At 68.5% G+C, this 267-nt stretch carries 1 pseudogene; it reads left to right on the top strand.

Features of this window, described 5'->3' with window-relative positions:
• Window positions 1-142 (top strand): annotated as a pseudogene (locus BEK98_RS49745) (IS1380 family transposase); the annotation flags it as partial.
• Window positions 143-267: the final 125 nt, after the last annotated feature.

The following is a 267-nucleotide window of genomic DNA, read 5'->3' as shown; positions in this document are numbered from 1 at the left end:
CGGGAAGTTCTCCTCCGCCGTCCCGGCCGGCGGAGGAGAACTTCCCGGCCTGGTCCTGGACCTCGACGCCACGATGATCACCTCCCACTCGGAAAAGGAACAGGCCGCCGCCACTTACAAAGGCGGCTACGACTTTCATCCGAGGCCGGCACAGTCGGTGCCGGCGCCACGATGGTCATGCGCGGCCTGCCGCCTTCGCAACGTGGGCCGCCCCGGTTCACCCCGTCGGGGAATCCGCACGTCAACGGCACCGTGGCGCACTTCAGC

It is taken from the genome of Streptomyces diastatochromogenes (assembly GCF_002242805.1).
GTDB classification, from domain to species: Bacteria; Actinomycetota; Actinomycetes; order Streptomycetales; family Streptomycetaceae; genus Streptomyces; species Streptomyces diastatochromogenes.
This window is presented reverse-complemented; position numbering and strand designations above follow the sequence as displayed.